General features: G+C 66.2%; 19 protein-coding genes. 3 read left to right on the plus strand and 16 right to left on the minus strand.

Annotated features, from left to right (window positions below; translation table 11 throughout):
- The first annotated feature begins 9 nt into the window (after positions 1-9).
- Entirely contained in the window at positions 10-612 is a 603-nt protein-coding gene (locus tag H283_RS27760) for a hypothetical protein (protein WP_156023156.1), read from the plus strand.
- 275 nt (positions 613-887) lie between these two features.
- Here the strand turns inward: H283_RS27760 and H283_RS0112805 are convergent, their stop codons facing one another.
- The 5 genes from H283_RS0112805 to H283_RS27770 form a co-directional block, all read right to left on the minus strand.
- Complete coding sequence (locus tag H283_RS0112805) at positions 888-1,694, minus strand: hypothetical protein (protein WP_156023157.1); 807 nt, start codon at positions 1,692-1,694, stop codon at positions 888-890.
- Between the two features lie 267 nt (positions 1,695-1,961).
- Positions 1,962-2,588: a hypothetical protein gene (locus H283_RS0112810; RefSeq protein WP_020143923.1), complete on the minus strand. Its 627-nt coding sequence runs from the start codon at positions 2,586-2,588 to the stop codon at positions 1,962-1,964.
- A gap of 87 nt (positions 2,589-2,675) precedes the next feature.
- Positions 2,676-3,002 carry a DUF2510 domain-containing protein gene (locus tag H283_RS28685; protein ID WP_156023158.1) on the minus strand — a complete coding sequence of 109 codons (327 nt, stop codon included), beginning with the start codon at positions 3,000-3,002 and terminating at the stop codon, positions 2,676-2,678.
- Between the two features lie 286 nt (positions 3,003-3,288).
- The gene (locus H283_RS27765) at positions 3,289-3,759 is read right to left on the minus strand and encodes a hypothetical protein (RefSeq protein WP_156023159.1); all 471 of its coding nucleotides are present in this window, start codon (positions 3,757-3,759) and stop codon (positions 3,289-3,291) included.
- Between the two features lie 468 nt (positions 3,760-4,227).
- Positions 4,228-5,349, minus strand: coding sequence for a hypothetical protein (locus H283_RS27770; protein WP_156023160.1), 1,122 nt, complete (start codon positions 5,347-5,349; stop codon positions 4,228-4,230).
- Between the two features lie 296 nt (positions 5,350-5,645).
- Between H283_RS27770 and H283_RS0112820 the strand changes: the two genes are divergently transcribed.
- Positions 5,646-6,038 (plus strand): hypothetical protein, encoded by a 393-nt coding sequence (locus H283_RS0112820; RefSeq protein WP_020143925.1) that lies wholly within the window; start codon positions 5,646-5,648, stop codon positions 6,036-6,038.
- 1,246 nt (positions 6,039-7,284) lie between these two features.
- On the opposite strand, the gene H283_RS0112825 is transcribed toward H283_RS0112820, so the two are convergent.
- From H283_RS0112825 to H283_RS0112870, 9 genes are all read right to left on the minus strand, one after another.
- Positions 7,285-9,150, minus strand: coding sequence for a hypothetical protein (locus H283_RS0112825; protein WP_020143926.1), 1,866 nt, complete (start codon positions 9,148-9,150; stop codon positions 7,285-7,287).
- Positions 9,147-9,623 carry an ABC-three component system middle component 2 gene (locus H283_RS0112830; RefSeq protein ID WP_020143927.1) on the minus strand — a complete coding sequence of 159 codons (477 nt, stop codon included), beginning with the start codon at positions 9,621-9,623 and terminating at the stop codon, positions 9,147-9,149. Before H283_RS0112830 ends, H283_RS0112825 begins: the two co-directional genes overlap by 4 nt.
- Complete coding sequence (locus H283_RS25060) at positions 9,620-10,648, minus strand: ABC-three component system protein (RefSeq protein ID WP_020143928.1); 1,029 nt, start codon at positions 10,646-10,648, stop codon at positions 9,620-9,622. Before H283_RS25060 ends, H283_RS0112830 begins: the two co-directional genes overlap by 4 nt.
- A gap of 417 nt (positions 10,649-11,065) precedes the next feature.
- A complete protein-coding gene (locus H283_RS0112845) occupies positions 11,066-12,442 on the minus strand; it encodes a helix-turn-helix domain-containing protein (protein WP_020143929.1) in 1,377 nt (458 codons plus the stop codon).
- Positions 12,442-12,783: a hypothetical protein gene (locus H283_RS0112850; protein WP_156023161.1), complete on the minus strand. Its 342-nt coding sequence runs from the start codon at positions 12,781-12,783 to the stop codon at positions 12,442-12,444. Before H283_RS0112850 ends, H283_RS0112845 begins: the two co-directional genes overlap by 1 nt.
- 19 nt (positions 12,784-12,802) lie before the next feature.
- Positions 12,803-14,251 carry a CHC2 zinc finger domain-containing protein gene (locus H283_RS0112855; protein WP_020143931.1) on the minus strand — a complete coding sequence of 483 codons (1,449 nt, stop codon included), beginning with the start codon at positions 14,249-14,251 and terminating at the stop codon, positions 12,803-12,805.
- The gene (locus H283_RS0112860) at positions 14,248-14,913 is read right to left on the minus strand and encodes a hypothetical protein (RefSeq protein WP_020143932.1); all 666 of its coding nucleotides are present in this window, start codon (positions 14,911-14,913) and stop codon (positions 14,248-14,250) included. The genes H283_RS0112855 and H283_RS0112860 overlap by 4 nt, the downstream gene beginning before the upstream one ends.
- Before the next feature lie 75 nt (positions 14,914-14,988).
- The gene (locus tag H283_RS0112865) at positions 14,989-15,414 is read right to left on the minus strand and encodes a hypothetical protein (RefSeq protein ID WP_020143933.1); all 426 of its coding nucleotides are present in this window, start codon (positions 15,412-15,414) and stop codon (positions 14,989-14,991) included.
- A gap of 402 nt (positions 15,415-15,816) precedes the next feature.
- Positions 15,817-17,574, minus strand: coding sequence for a type IV secretory system conjugative DNA transfer family protein (locus H283_RS0112870; RefSeq protein ID WP_043649170.1), 1,758 nt, complete (start codon positions 17,572-17,574; stop codon positions 15,817-15,819).
- 205 nt (positions 17,575-17,779) lie between these two features.
- Between H283_RS0112870 and H283_RS25065 the strand changes: the two genes are divergently transcribed.
- Positions 17,780-18,733, plus strand: a complete 954-nt coding sequence (locus tag H283_RS25065; RefSeq protein ID WP_043649172.1) for a hypothetical protein — start codon at positions 17,780-17,782, stop codon at positions 18,731-18,733.
- Positions 18,734-18,853: 120 nt separating this feature from the next.
- Here H283_RS25065 and H283_RS0112885 read toward each other — a convergent pair whose 3' ends face one another.
- Positions 18,854-19,300: an SRPBCC family protein gene (locus H283_RS0112885; RefSeq protein WP_051103614.1), complete on the minus strand. Its 447-nt coding sequence runs from the start codon at positions 19,298-19,300 to the stop codon at positions 18,854-18,856.
- A gap of 174 nt (positions 19,301-19,474) precedes the next feature.
- A partial coding sequence (locus H283_RS28195; protein ID WP_028785562.1) for a hypothetical protein occupies positions 19,475-19,675 on the minus strand: 201 nt, incomplete at its 5' end.

Raw genomic sequence — 19,675 nt, forward strand, 5'->3', positions numbered from 1 at the left:
CTAGGACGATTGTTCGAGCACTACGTCGGCCGTCAGCTCAAACTGATCGAAGCTGCTCAGGTTGAGCCGGAAATCGTTTTCGGGAAGGGGGGTGGGAACAAAAGCGTCGATTGGTTCGTGATCCTTCCGAACCTCGTTGTATTGGTTGAGGTCAAATCACGCCGACTTGGCCCCGCGGCTCGCGCGGGCGATGCAGCCCTCTTTGCATCCCTCGCAGAAACTTTGGGCGGCGCCAAGGAGCAACTGACACGCACCGTTGAACGCCTTGCTGATGGCCACCCCGCCTTCGCCCACATACCAACGGACCGTCCGATGCTCGGTTTGATCGTGACTGCAGAGCCGTACTACACGGGCCCGGCCTACCTCCTCGACCATGGCGTGGCGACCATCCGAGGCGGGCGCTTATCCGATGTCCCAGTGACGACGGCGTCAGCCAGGGAACTCGAATGGTTGGTCACCCACGGCAGTGACTTGGAACCCATGCTGCTCGCAGAGATGGCAAAGGCCGCAGGCGGCGTCGTGGGCCTGCGCGACATTGGGAAGAAGCCAGGTGTCGACAACCCAATCCTGCTGAACGCGTGGGACTCGTACCCATGGCCAACCACGACGTAGTTGTCGCCCGGCTCGCGGCGGTAAGACGCTGTGATCGTGAGGGTCTGTGGGGGCGGGTGTCACCCGACTGTGTGGTGAGAGGCTGAATCTCGGGACTTTCGGGCCCGACGGTTTCTAGCGGGCCTTCATGGCAACAGCGACTCGCGAGCCTGATGTCGTGGTGATGGCGGGGGGTTGCTGGGCCTCGAGCCAGCAGGGTAGAGCCGTATTCCCTGCGGCGCCGCAGATTTGTGAACGACCACCTAGCCAAGGGGGTTCCTGGGAGCGAGCCGCACCTATTCCGTGATGATGGGGTGGTCTCGGAGCCATTCGACACGAGCCCGACGAACCGCCCGAATCCTCGATCGGTGACCGGCTGTCGGACGGACACGACCTCGGCCGCCAATAGCGGCGACCAAACCACGCTGCCTGACTTCGGCTATATCGGCCTGCTGCGCAGTGACGTTGCTGACGATCCCCGAGGTACGCATGTGCATCTTGGCCAGATCGACCCAAGCCCGGTCAAGGCCAGCCCGCTCCTTCGACCGCGCAATGCGCTCATCGGTCCACGCCTCGCCGAACACCCGCACCATCGCCTGCAGCTCAGCGAGCTGGCCCGTGAGCACCTCAGTCGTTCGCCGCGAATCCTCGTCGAACTTCCGCTCCCGATCCAGGCGATCCATGATCACCGTGCGATGAGCGAACCACGACGCCAAGCCGACTCCGATCAGGCCGGTCAGCATGGGGATCCCAATGTTGTTCACGTCGTCCCCCAGGTCGAGCGCGGCGCCAGTGGCCACCGAGAACACGACGAGCACGACCGGGATGCTCTCGGCGTGAGCGCGGACGCGCTTGAACCGCAGCGCCAGCCAGACGGCGCAGGCGATCGCCAGCCCAACCCAGAACATCCAGAAGTAGTCGGGCGGGCGGTTGTTAACGATGGTCTCGCGCGCCACCCCTATGAATGCGCCCAGAAGGTAGATGGTCCACACGGAGATCCAGAAGTCTGGACGGGCCCGCCACCGGCGAAGGGCAGCCTTCACGCTGCCCCATGAGAGAACCGGGTCATGCTCATCTGCCATACCGTCGGAGGTCGCCACCATGGCTGAGGTTCCCACACGCTGCAGCGCGAAGGCCCGCAGCGGCGCGCCTGGGAGAAACTGGCCCCTACCCGGGGCTCCGCACTTTCGCATGCACGGCGGCGCCTCACCCCAGGCCTAGGTGAGGGCCGCCGAGCGCATCGCCGCTCGCACTGGCCGAAGCTCAGGTCGTTCTAGGCTTGTGAGCGGTCAGCCCTGACGCGGCGGGGCTAATGGCGGCCTTGACCGCGGCCTAGCGGTGCTCCGTTCACTCGGTGGCGTCGGAGTTGGTCAGGCGGGCTGGCCGCGTCGGTAGCTCCAGATCGCGTGATCAAGTTCTGTCGCGCTCACGTTCATGCGATCGGCCACGCCGGTCACCAGACGGGAGGCGTGCTCCGTGGTGTGGACGTGTGGCAGCCGATCCTGGACAAATCGCATCAGCCATGTGTCGGCTTTGACGTCGTCGATGCCGAGCAACATGCGGAAATAGGACCAGGTCACCGGACCGCAGCCCTTAACGGACAGGTATGCGGCTCGCGCCTCAGGCAGGCGCGTGGACACATCCTCGGCATGCACGACACCTACCGCCACGAGGGCTTGCGCGGCCTGGATGACGATCGCGGCCTTGTATCGGCCGCTGATCTTCCCCGAGTTCGTGAGGGTGCGTAGGTTGGTTTCGTCGAAGTAGGCCAGTGCGCGTAGGTCGTCGGCTGGCTCGCCGCGTGAGTCCCTCCAACGCACCACTGCTCCGTAAACTCCGGTGAGCCTCTTGCGGCTGCCATACCGTGCGCGCACTGAGAACACGGCGTCGATGAGTGCCGCCTCCACCTCGGTGGCCCATCCGCCAGGCCACTCGGGCGGAGAGGAACCGATCGTCTCGACGACATAGTCGTGGAGCACGTCCAAATCGTTGCTCATTCTCGCTCCGTTCGGGGTGCACTTCCTTCGCCACGGCCGCGGCGCCGGTCGGAGGCTGGCTTTGGCGGCCCGTAGCGACGTTCTGGACTAGCTCTTAGCGGCAGTCCTGTCGGTCCAGTCGGACCCGTCGTGGTACCGAAGAAGAGTTGGATCGTGCGGGTCCTCGTGCCATCCCATCGGGACCTCACGGGGGCGTGACTGTTGGCCGTCAAGGACAACCAGCACGAGTGCGAAGACCAAGAGGATGGCGCCCACCGCGCCCACTACCCATGGGCCCATCGTGCCCTGGGCGCGAGTGCCCAACAGGTCTCTCACGGCGTTATCCGCATTCGCTTGCGCCTGAATGCGGAAGGCCAATCCGATGAGTGCTGCACCAGCAAGACCCAGCAACCACGTCCATCCCCGTCGAGTCATGCGCGGACGGTAACTGATCGCGGGGGAGGAGAAAGCCAAGTGTTGCGGCGTGTCCACGCAGGGAGACGATCATGCCGATTCGCGCGCATTCGGCCGCCAAACTGGCGCCGGTATGACGCGGGCCGCCGAAGTCCGCTGACCGAGATCATCTGCCTCAGTGCCGCCTTCCTGCGGAGCCAGTGCCCATCGAGTGTCACTAGGGGACTCTAGATCGATGTACCATCGGCTGGCGGAGCGTCAGGCACTTGCTGCCAGCTGAGTTGGGCAGAAAATTCCAAAATGGGATTCAGCGATAGCCCCTGATTCGCCACACCTGGACCTCCCAATCATGTCCCCCACCCGCCGGCGGCTTATACACAGTGCTGGTGAGCTTTTGCGGCGGGCGGGTAAAGCTTGCCTTGAGCCAGGTTGCATGCGTATCAGTGAGGAGGCCTTCCCCTCCGACTGTGTCGACAAGATGGAAAATGTGGTCAACGTGTTGTTGGAAGTAGGGATAGGGCAGGATTCTTCGCTTCTTTTTTCCTCGCTGCCCTAGAAGCTTGTGGCTCAGAAGTCGCTGCACATCTTGCGGACGGCCGGCCAGAATGAACATGCATACTGCTCCTGGATGTGCTTTAGAGACTACCGCGAGGCGGCATATGTCCCGCACGACATTGGCTGCGCTCGCATGCGACGAACCTGCCCACTTGGCTTCGATGGCGAGCACGAGCTCATGGGGTGCATCGAAACCGAATGCTGCGAAGTCTAGTTCGCGCATGCGTCCACCTCCTGCGCTCGCGGCGGCGCGTTGTGGAGATTGGAGTTCGGGTAGGGCATAGCCGGGCCTGATAGCGAACGTCGCGTTGTCGAGGCGTGCCGTGAGTACCTCCAGAAGGACTCCGTGCATGTGAGCTTCACTGAAGCCGTGGCCTCGCTGACACGCGTAGTCGAACTGGAGTCGGCCCACGAGCCCACTCGAGATCTGACGGCCAAGTGCGGCACCAACAACTCTTCTCAAGAGTTTCCAGCCTCTCTATGAGGATTGGTACATCGGCCGCGGGTCTTAGGGCTGTCTAGGCGCCCAGAACCGCTATGAGTGGGCCGAGAGCCCAGCAGGAAGGCGCCAGGGCCACCGCCAGAGGCATGTGGCCATCGCTCGGCGCGACGGCGGTAGACGCAGTCCTGCGCCATGCCGACGACCTCGGACGCACTCACTAGCGGTTGGTGCATTTCCCTCGGCCGAAGATCAGGGCTCGCGTTCCCAGCGATTCTGGCCTCCCGCAGCATCAAGGATGAGAGCTGCCCGTAAACGCTTGCCGGTAGAGGGATGCACGCGGACTTCGGCGCCAGGACCCAGCAGCACGTTAACGTTAGGGCCGTAGCCCTCGAAGTGCAGTGGCGGCGGGGGTTCGATCACTCGCCATTGTTGGCCGGGAGCGGTGAGGCTGGGCGGGCTAGCTTTCCAGTTGAGCCAGCACTCGGCCATCGAATCCGCTAATGCTGCGGCAAGACTCGCGGTGGACTCGGTCAGGCCCTCGAGCGTGGCAGGTGTGCCTTTGGCGAGGACCACCTTCTCGAGCGCGCGCCCACTTGTTGGGGCATGCACAAAGGTCTCAACGTCACTCAGCTTAGGAACACGAGGGAGCCCCCGGTGCAGCCCCTCTGGGCTGCCGGGCTGACCCTTGAGTAGCAGCATCTTTGTGGAATCCGCTCGATGGGTAGCGGCGTTGCGCGTCTCACGCATCCATGGCAACCAATCCCTCGGTCCGAATAGGTTCGTGTCTCGAACTGGCTCGAGTAAAGCGTCCTGTAGAGCCCTGCCTGGAGTTCCCGTAGGCATAAGGGGCGCCTTGCTGGCGGCCCTAAGCCCGGAGCCGGGCTTCGGGCCATCCGGTGTCTCGAGCACATTCTCGACCGTGGACCAGTCAGCCTTAACGACGTTCCTGACATTGACGGCGCCCACGATGAGCACCGCCGCCGCGAGGCGGTCTAGACACTGGCATAGGTGATACAAGACCTGTTCGATGGTCATCTCGCGCCGCAGTTGCTGTTTGCGCTCCGTCGGGGTCTGGTCTGGATAGGGCATCAGGCCGGCCCGAATCTTCTTCACGATCTCGTAATCCATCGCGTTCTGGATTCCACGGTGCTCGACGGCGGCATACGAAGCTCTTGCCAACGACGTAACGGAACCGTCGATCGACTGAAGCAGGTAGTCCGACAGGAGGACAATCCGCTTCCAGTCCAGCATTTCGTGCCACCAACCAACTCCGCCGCGCTGCTCGTCGAGGTCATCAAAGACGAGCCGTCCAACGTGTACGAGCTTGTCCGTGGCCGGTTGGACCTTCTGTTCCCACTCTTGCAATGCCAATTGCGACTCCCTGATATGACGATTCCGGCCTCACGAACGAGAGGTTCCGATCGTCCATGTGCCGCCCACTGTAGGGTGACGCGGCGTCCCGTGAACGTTGACCCGGAAGCCAGGTCGCGGGTGGCGGCGGACTGACTCAGTTCGCACTGTCCGTAAGTCATGATCTTCCAGCCTTCGAGCGACCCTCATCACGGAGTGGTCGGCGAGTGGTGTCCACGTAGGGCGCATGGCGCGCGGCGCATCCGCCTGCCGATCGATACGATCCGCTCGAAGCATCGATCTCGAGGGGATGGCACGTGGGCAATCTGGGCGCGTATCAGGCGATGACGTCGCTGGCGAAGAAGGTTGGGGGGCCAAAGGCCCTCGCCGGACTGACGATCGCAGGCGGCTACTTCGTCGGACGGCTTACCGAGGCCGGCGCAAAGACGTTGTTCAGAGCGTCGAGAAGCGACGCCAAGGGAGAGACAGAGGACCTAGGGCAGGGTCGCGTTTTCGACGTGATCTCCGCCGGCGACGATGACCACGGATTGAAGCTGCGCGTCGGCGACCAGTACCGGGTCCTCGAGCGTGACGAGGAGGCGATCTTGATCGAGGTCCTCGAGGCGCAAGACAACCCGCACTTCACCTCCGCGTCATTCCTGGCGTCGGTGTCGAGTTTCATTGGGGATAGCGCCAGCGAAGTGGAGTAGGCCATGGTGACTCGGTCATCCAGTACCGATGGCAACGCAGCCACGCGGCGGATTGACGCTGCTCGGGAAGTGCTGGCGAACGTAGCGAACCCCCTGCCATCATCGGCAGCATGACCGTCCACGACGTGGAGGAGGACCCGCCGCAGGCGCGGCTTGCTGCCGCCGGCGGCTTGCTTCCCGGCGGAGGTACCGCCTCCCCCGGAGCCGGGCACTGGGACGGTCTGCGTCTCTCCGATTTATGAGGAGTGGGTCGCCATCTGGGCCTACGCCCAGAAAGGAGTGCCAGCCGACTACCGCTCACTGGAAGGTCCTTCCGGCATGACACGTGAGCAGGCAATCGAGTGGGCATTCGATCACAATGCCGAGCGCCGATTCATTCACGAGGGAGCGGACTGGGTACCTTTGACCTAGGCACGAGCCGACTGGCGGCGATGTGACGCTCCTAAGCACCGACTCGCGGCGAGAGTGAACACGAGTGGTGATCCTCTCAAGGATGAGGCGTGCCGCGCATATGGGGGGACATGCTGCGAATGGTCAACAAGGCGGCGCGGACGATGGCTAGGCTGCCTGCTTGCGTGCCGCAACGGGAGCGTCCATGGTGTCCCACCGTCCGCAGACTGAGCGCATACGGCACACTCCACTGGCTGAACGAAGGGTAGAACCGTGGGTCTTTTCAGCAAGAAGTCGACTGATAACGACGAGGATTGGACGACTGAATGCCGGAACTGCGGCGGCACGGCTATCAACTCGAACTTCTGTGGCGAGGCATGTAGAACTGAGCACTGGGAAGAGCAGCAGCGGTCCAGTTCCGGTCGGTTGTACAACACCAACCCCAACTGTCCCGCTTGCGGGGGCTCTGGGTCATGCCAACTCTGCGAAGATGACGACTAGAAGGCTAGACGAAGGTCCAGCGCCGGGTCGGTGAACGCCTGGGCGTGCTGGCCCCCGAGCCGCCGCGCTGGGCAAGGGCCTCGGCGGGGCGCATGGCCTATGTCAAATAGCGCCGCGGAGCTCGGTGTGGGGTGTCGGGCGCTGGCTGCGAAATGACGCAATCATTGTGGCGGAAGCCTTGATGGTGACCGCGCTGGCGCCTTGGTCTTTCTAGTAGGTCGGGCTGAGCGGCTACCTGCGCTAATCCCACTTTTGCTTTGAGCCATGGATCACTGCCTGATGGCCGCCATTGCGTCCTAGCCGTCAGCTCCCCGGGGTGAATTGTCTAATCGGCTAGGCGGGAAGGGCCGTGGGGCTAGTCCTTCTTCGGAGTTGTTGCGAGGAAACCGCGGCGGCCCTCGTTGCTGTCTGTAAATTCGATGTCGATCGTTTCGGCGGCAAGTTCCTCGGGCGGGTCCGTGTTTTCCATGATGATGACCTGAACGTTCTCGGTCCGCTGCACGCTTCGGAAGAACCGCGCGACAAACGAGTCGTCGAGCCGCTGGGCCGACTCATCGTCGGCTTCGCGGGTCTCGCCCTTCTTCGGTGGCTTGTACGTGACTAGCGGTGAGTCCAGCACCACGAAACCGGGATGGGGGAGGTCGTGGGCTTGACAGACGTCGGCAAGCGCGAGGGTGAACGCTGCGTGAAGGATCGCTCGAACTCCCTTGCCATGCGAGGCCCGCAGCTGCTCGTCGTCGACGATGTCGAACTCGTTTCGGTCGAAGCGGACGCTGTCAGCTCCAGGGAAGCCCCAGGCGCGGAGTCTGTCCTGGATGGCGGTCGAGAAGCGCCCGGCGGCCACGAGCGGGAGCGGGTCCACCGGTTCGGCCCGCTTCGGCTTCGCTTCTTCGTCAATCTGGGCGCGCATCAGCTCCAGGTCGGTAATTTGTCGGTGTACCGCGATGGCGGACTCGACCGAGGACCGGGTTCGCAGGAGTTCGTCGAACCCGTTCTTGCGCGGTCGAAGCTCCTCGTCAGCAATACTTAAGGCGGTCTCGCTCGCGCTAATTGAGTCGACGAGGTCCCGGTCCCGGGTGCGGAGCCTCCCAGCTTCAGTCCGCAGGTCCTCGATGGCCTGCTGGAGGTCGCCGCGAAGGGCCTCAGTCTTGGCGCGTTCGCTGGCTACGACGACCGCCAGCGCGGTGGTGTCGGTGCCGTACTCCAGGTTCGAGTGCTGGTGCGCGGACTCGGCGCCGCAGAATGGGCACGCCTCCGGTGAGAAGTACCCGAGCAGGTTCCCGGCCTCGGAGACCATCTCGAGGCGGGCGAGGTCGGAGTCGTACTGCTGGGTGAGCAGGTCGAACCGCGCGCTCAACGCGCCTATATCCCGGGCGCGCCCTTGGACTTCGGTACGTGCGGCCCGGAGACCTGCGAGGCGCTGTGCTGCGGTCACACGCGCACGTGTGGCCGCGTCGATGTCGTCGCCGGCCGCGCGGATTGTCGCGGTCAGGCTCGCAAGCTGGGTGTGGAGCTGCCCGACGTCCGCCGACTTCTCAATCTTCACCCGTGCTTCGGCGAGGAGCTGGTCAACGACCTCGCCTTTCGCTCGGCCGATTGTTCGGCGCTCGGATGGGGCGATGACCTCCTCCAGTGCCGAGTCGTCCTCGCCGAGGAGAAGGAGCTTGAGGGCGGAGACCTCGGTGGTCCGCTCTGTGTGCTGGCCGGTGAGAGGCGGCGCTGTGCGCGCCTGCATGCGCGTCTCGCCGATAACGGTGAGGTGAGCGAGATGCCGCAGCGTGAACGAGACCTTCTTGTTGCTGGCGTTCTTCCGGAGCTGACGTCCGTTCAGGTCGATGGCGTCAAGGATGTAGTTAGACAGGCCTCCGTCGTTGCGAGGGTCGTGGGCGGCGCCGAGGCTGGCGCCCTTTTGGTCTGCAGGTACGGAGAAGTGGGTGCCGGTGTAGACGGTGTACCCGCCGCCGGAGACCTGCCGCGTGATCGTGACGAAATGCTCGTCGGGGAACTTGAGGCCCATGAGCACGGTTGCGTACCCGGTCAACTGGGGAATTTCGCGGAGGTTCTGTGCCCCGAGCATGAAGTCGATGGAGTCCGCGATGAACGACTTGCCAGTGTCCGAAGGCCCCCGGACGATGGTCACGCTCGGCCCGAACTCGACGCTCGCGTCGGGCCGGCCGTGTCCGACGAACGCCAGATGGGTGATGGAGATGCGGTCGCTCACAGGTCATCCCTCGTGCTTTCGTCCGCGTCGAACTCCTCGACCCACGCGTCGAAGATGCTCCGGAACCGGGTGCGCAGTTCCTCCTCGGACAGGTCGCCAAACTCGGAGATGACCCAGGTGGCGCGTTCGTGAAGCCGGGTCGCGTAGGCAGACTCCAGCTGGTTTAGGAAGTACAGCGAGGAGTCGTCGGCCAGGTAGGTCAGGCCTTCCGCGGTGGCGAAGGCTTCAGCCAGCCCCGCGCTAAGAAGCACTCGGATGCCCCGGTCAACGGACGTCCGTTTGGTCGTCAACTGCCCGATGCGCGTCGGCAGCGGCGGGTGCAGGCTCTCGGGCCCGTCGACGTCTGCTGTGTTGAGCACCAGGTGGTCGAGCATGACGAGCTGACCCAGGTCGAGTGCGCGTGGGTAGGACTCAACGAGCACGGCTAGTACCCGGACGCCGACCTCGACGGGGGAGTTGAAAGGGCTGATCACGGTGCTTCGACCCAGGTTAGGCGCTCATCGTTGACGAGCTGGTGGCAGACGCCCTTCCGGTCGTCCAGGTCCGCACGCTCGATGAGCCGATGGTTGTTCAGGTCGATGCTCGCCGACGCCTGGAGGACCGCCTGCGCGCGGGTGTACCCGTCCGCGTGGTCGGACTCGGCTAGCTCGACCACGCCCGCGTGTACATCCGCCTGAAGCGCCTCGAACGTCCCGTCGGGCGTCGACTCGCGTGCGTACACCCGCAACGACTCGGCCCGGAAGAACGCTTGCCGCTGCCTTTTGAAGTGCTGGCCCCGGGTGGGATGAGAGGCGACGTTGTCGCGGTCAAGGTCGTCGGCGGGGTGCCTTTCCCGGTACGCCGCCACCAGCTGGTCCACGTACCGCTTCTCATCCCCGGTATACGCGCCAGGCACCGCTTCGATTTCACGGCGTTCGGGGAGCGGCGAGTTGAAACGAAGTGAGTAGTACCTGGTGTCGGCATGCATCGAGATGACATGGCGTCCCTGAAGAGCGTCAAACATCCCGAAGTTCGTCGCGGCGACGAGGGCATCCACTGCTATGCGCTCGACGGCGTTCATCGCTGGGGCCGGCGCGTGCGTCGCCAACCAACCGATGAACTCCTCCTTGGCCTTGGTGGGCTGGCTGAGCATCTTGTTGAGCTTCAGGCCGGCTCCCTTGGGGGCCACGAACAGGTACGCGTCCGGCATGACGCAATCCCCGGCCACGGTCGCGCGAAAGATCTTCAAGATCTCCGGCCACGCGTCGGACGGCTGCAACGGGGAGGCGTACTGCTTGCACTGGTAGCAATCCCAGGGACCTTCGAGACCGTGGGCGCTCTTGAAGCCGGCCACGTCGATGCCGAGGTCGCCGGGTCCACCCATCCGCTTGACGAGAAGGTACCCATGTGTGGACTGGATGCCCTCCACCAGTTCGTCGACGAACTCTTCCCACTGGTCCCCGGAGTAGTGGGAGATGACCTGCGCTGGGCTGAGTCCGGGTGCCTCCGGGTCAACCACGACGCTCGCCTTCCAGATGGGCCGGTGTGCCCGACCACGACGCCGCGAGCCTGGCGGCGCTGTGCAGGGTCCCGAACATGCTGATGACGGTACAGGCCATTCTTCGCTAAAGGGGTAGTTGGGATCTGCGCCCACCAATGTCCTGCCTGAATCAGCATCCGGCAGAGGGAACGACGTGCGTAGCCAAGAGCCGAGACCACGTGACGACGGGCGGTCGCGGACGACTAAAGGGATATGACATGTCGGTTCGTCCCGGTCGTGATCCAGGCATATCCGCGTGGCTGGATATCGTCGGCGAATTGGTCGAACGGTCGGCGTGCGCGTCAATCTGGGCGGGATGGGCGCCCTCCGCGAGTGTGATGGTCGCTGGGGCTTCCGTACGGCAAATGCGGTGCGATGTCGCCCGGCCACCTCAGTTCACAGGTCTGCAGTGCAGACCACGTCGGCCGTCAGCGGTTTCTGCCGGATCGTGGGTGGGAGTGCTCGCGCGACCTGCGTGGCGGCTGCTTGGGCTTCCCAAAGAGCGCGTGGAAGGCCCGAAACGTCGCAGATCGTGGCGGTGACCATGCGTCCGGCGAGGGTGGCAGTCAGGCGTCCGGCGTCCGCGGTCGCGTGTCGCGCGTGGACGAAGAGAGCGTTGGAGTCGAGTAGACGGCTGGCCCATGGCGTGGCGGTGGGTGTCACACTCGCCAGGACGCTCGCGCCGCGCATCAGAGATTGGTACGTGGCTTCGGCGTCTAGAGAGGATTGATGAGCCGGCCCGGTGATGGACGCCAGGCTCGAGTAGAGGTGGCGTGACGCGTCGACGTAGTCATGCGAGGGCGGCGCGCCTGTGGTGGTCTGCGACCATGCCTCGGCCGCACCCTGGAGGGCCAGGGCTGACCGTCGGAGGTGTTCACGAAGGTCTGACGTGGCAGACGTCGGCGTCGTGGCCCTCAGGACGGCGTCCAGCGCGGCGTAGAGATGGACGCCCTGCCTGTTGATGTCTCTGAGTACTTCGACGCTGGGGACGCGAGCACGGAGTTCCGCGCGGGCAGCCTGTGCCCACTGGTGGATCGCGAGATCGAGCTCCTCCGCGTCGGTGAGGAGCACGCGGGCGTGGGAGGGGGCCGCGACGTTCTGCAGCCCCCTCAAGGGTGCGCCGTTCGGCAGCCGCTGGACCAGGGGCGACGCGTACCGCGCGATAGCTAGGGGCCGGTCGGCGATGGCAGGGTCGCACATGCTCAGGACTTGGGTTGCAGCAATGCTGGCAACATCGAGGCACTCCTTCGCGATCGTCGCCGCCGACGCCGCCTGCAGCTCAGGAACGGCGGGGTCCGTCCTGTTGAGGACGAGGAGGTCGGTGAGGGCGCCGAACGTACACGCGAGTCGCGCGAGTGGGTGGTCGTCGTCGCTCGGTGGGGGGTGGACGGGCCCGTTGAGCGTGAGCTCGCTTCTAGGGATGCGGTAGCCGGTGTCCGTGGGGGCTGCCAGCAGCGCGCCGGCCCGGATGCTCTTCCTCGCTGCGGCTTCGCTGGTCCCCAGGAACCGCGCGGCCTCGCGTGGCGTGTAGTCGGGTTGGTCGCCTACGGGTTGGAGCGGCTGGGGATAGTCGCGGAACGCCTTGTGCAGCGCGACGGTGTGGGCGTCGGCGGGTGGCCATCCGACGCGTGCGCTCACGAGCTCGTGCAGCAGCCTGTAGATGCTCTGGTCGAACGATTCCCACTGCGGCCTGGAGACGGGTTGACGGGATCGTTCGAGGTCGGTGAGTGTGAGACGGGCTCTGGCGAGCAGGTCAGTGGCGGTCGTCGTCATCAGGGACGCGCCTTGACGGTGCTGTGCGGTCGCGCGTCGAGGTCTCGCGCGTTCTCTGCGAGGTCGAGGACGTGGGCGCGCCAGAACGCGAGGTCGCTGGGCGACTCTTCGGCAGTCAGCTGGTCAAGCGCCTCGCCGGCTGACGTCAGGTGGGCGTGCAGGTCCCGCAGGGGAACGTTCGCGGTCGGTGGCATGGGGTCGAGGCCCGAGGCGATGAGCCGGATCGTCCCGGCGATGGCTGACCACGGGTCGAGCGGGTTCCCCTGAGCGCGGTCCGCGGCGAGGTCGGAGGCCGCTTGCAGCTCGGCGGCGGCGGTCTCGAGGAGTGTCATGGATGGCATGCGGTTCGACGCTCCCGGTTCAGATCAGGGATGGGGTGGCGGGGATAAGTGGCGTAGCCCGGGTAGTTGCTGGCGGCTGGCGCATCGCGTCCTCGAGGGCTTTGGCGTAGGCGTCGCGCGGGTTCCAGCCGTGGCGGGTCATCTCTGACGTCGAGTCGCGCAGGAGCTGAGCGCGCTCGGTCGGTGTTAGCTGAGCAGCGAGCGCAGCGATCGTGTCCACGGCATCCCGGATGGGGTCGTCGACGCGCTCGAGCAGCAGCTGGATCAGCTGTCGCCCAGGGACGACCGTGCTGGGGACTTCCGGATCGTGCGCGTTGCTGGGGCGAGCGAAGAGGTCGCCCAGTCCGTTCGGGCCTCGGGCGGCCAGCCAGTCGGCAGGATCGGACCCTGACGGCAGGCGGCTGATCAGCACGGGCGCGCGCCGCTCGATGCAGGCGGCGTCGAGCCAACGAGTCGTGCCTTGCTGCCCGGCCGGGTCTCCGTCGAAAGCGATCCTCGGCGGCCTGTGGGTCATCGCCAGGACCTGGTCCACGTGGGTGGGCGACACCGCGACTCCGTTCGTGGAGCAGACCGCGACGCGCGACGAGGTCTCGACGGCCGCGGCAGCGGCGGCCACGGCCAGGGCGTCGAGCGCTCCTTCGACGACGAGGACCTGGGCGTCGGGGGAGAGCGGGTGGTGGGTCGGTCGGTAGAGGACCTGGGACTTGTCGAACACGGGCGTGTGCGTCGGGTTGCGGTACTTGGGGGCGGCGGGGTGGCCACTGATGTCCCGTCCGATGAAGCCGCGGATCTGGTTCCGTTCATTGGTGATCGGGATGATGACTCGGTTGCGGTAGGTGTCGATGAGGCGCCCCCCTCGGGTGCGCATGGCGAGGTCCATGCCGAGGAGCTCGTCGTCGTCGACGCCCCGTGAGCGGAGGTGATCTGTCAGTGATGACCAGCCGTGCGCGGCATGGCCGACGAAGATCTCTCCCGGGAACGTGCGGGTGAGCGGTTCGATGTCGATGCCGCGGCGGTGCTGCAGGTAGTGCGTGGCGAAGCTTGCGCCCACGGGGGTGGCGAAGTGTTCCCAGGCCAGCTGGTTGATCTCGAACGCGCGGCTAGGGGGGATGTCGGCAATGGCCGGTTCGGGGACGGCTCGGAGGTGGGGTCGAGGTCGGACTACGGACAGCGAACGCTCCCGGTACCGGTCCCCGTCGAGCTCGGCCACGGCTTCGAGGAAGCCCAGGTTGCGGGTGCGGCGGACGAAGTCGATGACGTCCCCGCTGGCGCCGCAGCCGAAGCAATGGAAACGGTCCGGAACGCCGTCCACCGAGAACGATGGCGTCGTGTCGTCATGGAAGGGGCAGCAGCCGACGTAGCCGTGCCCGCGCTGGTGCAGCTCGACCCCGGCTGCCGCGACCACGTCCGCGAGTGGGTGCCGGGCGCGGACCTCCTCGACGTCGACGGATCGTCGTTGGACGCTCACAGCTGCGCCTCGACGACGTGAACGGTGTCCCGGTCGGCGGAGTCGAGCGCGGCGCTGTTGCTGGCGACGAGCTGGGCGAAGGACTCGATGGACATGTGGATGTCGGTGTCCGTGGCGTGCGCGAAGGCGCGGTCGACGGCGGCGCGGGAGGCGCTCGGGGAGAGGACGGCATACTCCTGCCACGTCGGGTCGTAGGCGTACAGCAGGCCGTGGCTGGCCGTGTCGCCGTCGAGCCGCAGCGAGATCCGCTGGTTGCTGCGCGGCCCCCAGCGCATGCCGTAGTCGCGGTCGATGCCGCGGATGATGCGGTGCTGGGAGTCGAACGCCTTCGGCCCGACCCACTCGATGGTCGGCTTCGGCTGGGGCGTTGCAACCCCGTGGGCGTATCCCGCCGCGCGAAGGTCCGTGATCTCGCTGGTGCCGGCGTCGAGTGCGGTCGTGATGCGTTCGGCGATGGCGAACGGGTCGTGCCCGACGACCGGGGCCAGGACCTGCCCGATGGCGTGCGCGTACGCGTTGCGCTGACCGAGGCGGTACCAGTAGTCGATCGGGTCGTGCTCCTCGACGTTGCGGCTCGCGTTGCGGGCCAGGGCCAGGAGCTGGTCGACGGTGGCGTCCGACGTGGGCTCGATCGTTGGCTTGGGGTGCGCGTTGGCTGACATTGCGGCCCTCCCGTGCGCGGGGCCCTCCCGCGCGTCTGGAGAGAGGACAGTCCGCGGGGGACACCATGTGACCGTTCAATCGGACTGCGGCGCAGAGACTTTCGTTGCGGGCCACGGCGCGATGAGATCGTCGCGGTGGCCGGCGACCGAGCACTGCGTCTTGGCTACGTGCTGGGAGAGGAAGATCTCCGCGTCGTGGAGGGCGCGGACGAAGTCCATGGCGGCGGTGGGGGAGGCGGTGTCGGCGTAGTCGGCTCGCTCGTGGTCGCGGAGCGCGGAGAGGATCTCCACGAGCGCGCCGTGTTGCGCCCAGCACGGAGGGATGATGCGTGGCTCGACAGCGAAGCGGCGCACCAGGTGACGCACCCACTCGTCGAGCTCCTGCATGCGGTCACGGGTTTCGTGCTCGGTGAGGGAGGGCCAGTGCACGGGTCCGCGGAGCTGGCCGAAGGTCCGCTCGAACGGATCCTCACCGAAGTCCAGCGCTTCGTCGGTCGTCACGGAGCAGGACTTTGCGGGCGGGTGGGGTTGTCGTCGGCGCGGGCGTCAGGGGCTTGCCGCAGGGAGGCGATGATCGCAGCCGTTGCCGTCCTGCGGTCTGAGCGCCTCCACGTTGGGTGCGCGTCGATGAGGGCATGCAGCCTCTGGTGGTCCCGACGGCATAGGGGCACCAGGTCCTCGACTGGCTCGATGCCCAGACGCGCGTAGGTGGCGTGGTGCAGGTGCCCGGCTTTGAGGGTCCAGCGTCGACCGCACACCAGGCACGCAGGCTCCACGCCGGCGGCGGTCAGCCAAGCGGCATACCACTGCTTGCGCTTGTCGCTCCACGTGCGCGAGTTGAGGTACGCGTCGTAGGCAGCCCGGCGGGGCCGCCGGGTCCGTCGGGTCCGTCGGGCGGTGGGGTCAGGGACGGACGAGGCTCGCATCGCGAATCCTCTGCTCGAGGTCCGTGCGCGCAGCAGTGAGGCTCTTCGCATCCTGGCGCTTGGTCCAGGGGCTCATGGTCAGCGCGATGGGTGGTGCCGAGCGCATGAGGAGCACGGCCGACCCGAAGGGGAGGGTGCGCAGCTCGGCCGGCGTCAGTATCGGCACCTCGCTCGTGGAGGTCGACGTCGAGTGGCGGCCGTCGTGGCCGGTGCTGCGGCTCGTGACGTCCTTGGGTCGGGTGCCGATGAGCTTGGACAGGTCGTCGAGGTCGCGTGCGTTGGACCCGCCGCCGAGGATGAGCTTGACGATGGCGGCGTCCCAGATGGCCGACGCTGCGTGTTCGCCCCACACGGCTCGGGCTTGCGCCAGGGACTGGAGGACGACGGTCGTGGCGATGCCGGAGCCGCCTCCGTCGGACATGAGCGAGGCGAGCGAGGGGAGTGGGTAGTTCGCCGCCTCGTCGAGGATCATCGACAGGGGAGGGTCGAGGCGTGAGCCGGGGGAGCCGGCGGCCTTGCGCCGGGCGACCTCGAGCACGTCCTCGAGGAACGCGCCGACCAGGCCGGCTGTGGCGGCGGCGCCGGTCGAGGTGCCGAGCAGGTAAACGGTGCCGTTGTTTGCCAGGACGTTTGCTGGGTCGAACTGCTCGCCCTCGGCAGGGGAGACGGCCTGCAGGACGCGAGGGTCGGCGAGCGCGGCGAAGGCGATGGAGACCATGGCCCAGACGGAGTCGCGCTGCCTGGGGTCGGCGCTGATGATGGAGTCGAGCCCTTGGTGCCACGCCTGCGCCGCGTGTGGGCTCGTGCTGAGGATCATGACCGCTTCGCGGGCATGGACCGCGGACAGCGACCACCGGTAGAGTTCCGCCGCGTCGCACCGGCCAAGCGCAGCGGCGTGAAGAAGTGCGCGCACCGCCTGCTCGGCAGAGGACTGCCAGAAGTTCGCGTCGGTGGTGCCGGCCGCCGCGCCCTTGGTGAGCGCCTTGGCGCGGATCATCGCGACGTGCGGGTCCTCACAGCCGCGGATGGGTGACCATCGAGCTGTCGAAGGAACCCCGGGTGCGAGGCCTTGCGGATCGAAGACGGCCACTGGGCCAGCAGATTGCCGGGCGCGCAGTGTCGCAGTGATGTTGTCAGGACGGGTGCTCGTCGTCACCACCGCCCCGGGCGCGTCGAGGATGGCCGGGATGACGAGATGCACCCCCTTGCCGGAGCGAGGCGGCCCCAACACGACGGTGGAGTCCTCGACCGTGACGAAGCACGTGATGCCAGTGCTGAGCCCGACCGCATGCGCGACGTCATGGACTGATGCCGCGCTTGTCGAGGGCCGCAGTGTCTGGATGCGACCTTTGAGCCGGCCTGCTCCCGCGGCACGAGCGATGTCCGAGCGGGTCGCCATACCGGTGCGGTGGTGCCACGCCACCCGCTGAGTTCGTGCCCGGCAGCCGCGATGGATGACGTAGGTCGCGCCTCCAACAGACAAACCGAGTGCGAACGCCAGACACCAGAACTCAGGCGTGGAACCACCGCTATTGCCCCACGCGGCGGCTGGCTGATCAGGGTGCAGCAGAACAGATATGACTCGACCGCCGGAGAACTTCGGAGCCGGGCTGCTGTGGATCCACGCTTGCAAGCTGGCGGCCAGCCACAGCAGCCCGCTCACACCAAGAGCCGTCGCCAGGGCGCCGAGCGCAGCGGAGTCGCTCGCCGGCAAGGGCCGTGATGCGTCGGTCATGAATCGCGTAGAGGCCGCCGGGGGCACGATCGAAGGTGCGCCCTCGGCTGACGTCGTCGGCGAGCCGCTGTGGCGCGGTTACACGCCTGTTGTCAGCCCGGGCGACTGACACCGTCGCTGTCACGGATAGGACTTGGAAGGGCGGCCTGTTGGCGTCATACGAATTGCGGCCGGGCGCCGGGCGGCATAGGGCAGGCTGGATGACATGCCTGTCGTGTCGCTGCGTTCACCGGTGGCGTTGGCTCGCCCCGTCGATGACCTCACACCGCAGGGTGCTCAGAATCTGGTGTGGGAACCGAAGTGGGACGGCTATCGCGCGTTGGTAGGGGCAGGTCGCATCTATAGCCGCAACGGCACCAACCTCACGCCTCTGTTCCCGGACCTCGCGCCAGTCCTGGCCGCGCGACTGCCCCAGGACCTGGTCCTGGACGGAGAGGTGATCGCGTGGGACCCGGTTGCCGGTCGCCTGGACTTCGAGGGGCTCCAGGCTCGGATGACAGCCGGTCGGCGGATCCGCGCCGTCGCTGCCCGTCGGCCGGCGCAGCTGGTTGCCTTCGACGTCCTCGCTGCCGGCGGAGAGGACCTGCGCGGCCGACCGTTGCAGGAGCGGCGTGCTGTGCTCGAACATGCGCTGGGCGCCATTGCCTCGCCCATCGTGCTGTGCCAGCAGACAGACGACCTGCTCCTAGCACGTGAATGGTTCCGCACACTTTCTGCTGGTGGCATTGAAGGTCTCGTCATCAAGGAGGCCCACAGCGCCTATCCAACTGCGCCGGGTCAACGAGTGTGGTGGAAGGTCAAGGCCAGGCGGACGCTTGACATGCTCGCGATCGGGTTCACCGGCGACGTGGCGTCGCCCACGGGATTGGTACTGGCCTTCCCTGGTGTCGCCGACGACGACGGCCAGCCGGCCACGGCCGGGTCGACGACCACGCTGTCCAAGACCGTCGGCAGATCCCTCTCGCCCTTGTTGCACCCCACTGGGGAGACGTTCCAGCGCACCTTCGCTTGGGGCTCAGCCGGACCCACAACGGTGACGATCGTCGAGCCATTCGTCGTCGAGGTAGAGGCCGACGCGTCCGCCGCCGCGGGCGTGCTCCGGCACGCGGTGCGACTCCACCGAGCCAGACCAGACGTTGATCCCGCAGAAGCGCTGTGACCGGGCAAGCAAGCCAAACTTCATGAGCCGCCCTGGGGCGGCAGGGTGTTAGCCGTAAACGCCAAGACGGGGGCGAGCGTAGGACCTTCAACGCGGCAAATCCGGACGTTGGCGGGGCGTCTACGAGAGCGCGTGGACCAGCCAGCGATTGCGCTGCGTCAAAAGGCGGGTCATGTAGCTGGTCAGGATCGCTGCGTCGAGCAGGCGGCCGATAGGGTCGGCCAGTGATGTGAACTCGACCGTGTCAGTCATCAGCGTCGTCTCCTCGCGCTGCTCGAAGACGTGTTCATGCCACCAATGTGCGAACGGTCCAGATACCTGCTCATCGACGAAGCGGTTGGGAGCGACGAGATCGGTGATCCGAGACGTCATGGTGAACGGGAGGCCGAAGTGTCGGGCTCGCCATGTGACGGTGTCGCCAAGCTCCATCACGCCTGAGCGGACGCCACCGACGACGCGCTCGCCAGATCGGGACATGGATGCGGTGTGGGCATCGACAGAAAGGCTCAGCTCGAAGCACCGTTGAGCCGATGCGGGGACGCTTGTTGCCAACACGATTCGCGGCACCCGCCAACCGTATCGGCTGCACGTCGCCCGGACTTCGGCAGAAGCGATCAGCGGCAAATCCGGTAAACGCTTCACGTTGCTGTGCAGACGTTCACCTCCTGTGCTGCCGTCGCCGGCAGGTACAGAGGTTCGCAAGACCTGGGCGGGTGGGGGCTAGCTGTGCTGACCGGACAGCTAGGCAAGGAACGCCCGCAACGCCGCGAGAACGTCGTCGCGGCGGTCGATGAACAGGTAGTGGCTGGCCTGGAGCTCGATGACGTGAGCATGTGCGGTCTCGGCTGCGAAGCGGTCACGACAGGCGGCCCGCCACGTCGCCTCGGGGCCCTCTCGCTCGTCCCCGCGGGAGTAGATGGCCAGGGCCGGTGCGCTGATGTC

Source organism: Terracoccus sp. 273MFTsu3.1, from assembly GCF_000383675.1.
Taxonomy (GTDB): Bacteria; Actinomycetota; Actinomycetes; order Actinomycetales; family Dermatophilaceae; genus Terrabacter.